The sequence below is a fragment of the Oceaniserpentilla sp. 4NH20-0058 genome, from assembly GCF_040371755.1.
GTDB lineage: Bacteria > Pseudomonadota > Gammaproteobacteria > Pseudomonadales > Oceanobacteraceae > Bermanella.
The window spans coordinates 1-740 of sequence record NZ_BAABWE010000028.1; the positions used below are offsets into that span (position 1 = coordinate 1).

Below are 740 nucleotides of genomic sequence, written 5' to 3' on the forward strand. Positions count from 1 at the left end.
GTGCTGGCAGCAAAGCTTAATGGGTAAACATCAATATCATCTGCCACCCCGTCGCCATCACTGTCGCGGTGAATGATGCCATTTAAGTTCAGCGCAGGCAGTTGCTGATTAGAGCCAAAATCCCAATAGGGTTGGAATACACCATTAGTGTCGGTAACGCCATAGGTGTCCCAGTTATTATATAGTGTGGTATCGCTGCAATCACTGCCATTAGCCGTCACCTCACAGCGTAAAGTCGTCAGCTCTAACCCAGAATAGTTATTCTCTCTGCGGCTTCCATAACTGGTTGATTGCCCAGAAGCATCCGTGGCCCAGTAATTATTTCGTAGTGTATTGGTTTGTAATAATGAAAGAAACCAATAAGTACCCCCCAACAACCCACCGACGCCTGAAGAGCCTTCCACCCACGCCGTACTCAGGTTACCTTCTACTGTATTGTATAAACCAGCCTCACCAATCAAACCACCCACATTATCGCCTTCAGCCGCCACTCGGCCACTGACTAAATTAGCGCGAATGACGTTATTACGATTGATATAACCAAGCAACCCGCCGGTATAGGCACCCCCTGAATATATACTTTCTACCGAACCCATCATCGTATTGGCTTCTAAGGTATTATTTGAACGAGCACACCCCGCTAAACCACCTACATAAAATCCACCTATTATATTCACCTCAGTAAGCACTAGCTGACGAATATCCGCCCCGTTTATATAACTAAACAAACCTACACAACG

1 protein-coding gene is annotated in these 740 nt (G+C 46.2%); it reads right to left on the reverse strand.

What is annotated here, in order from left to right:
- On the reverse strand, positions 1-740 hold a 740-nt coding region (locus ABWV45_RS15480; protein ID WP_353352622.1), incomplete at both ends, for a hypothetical protein.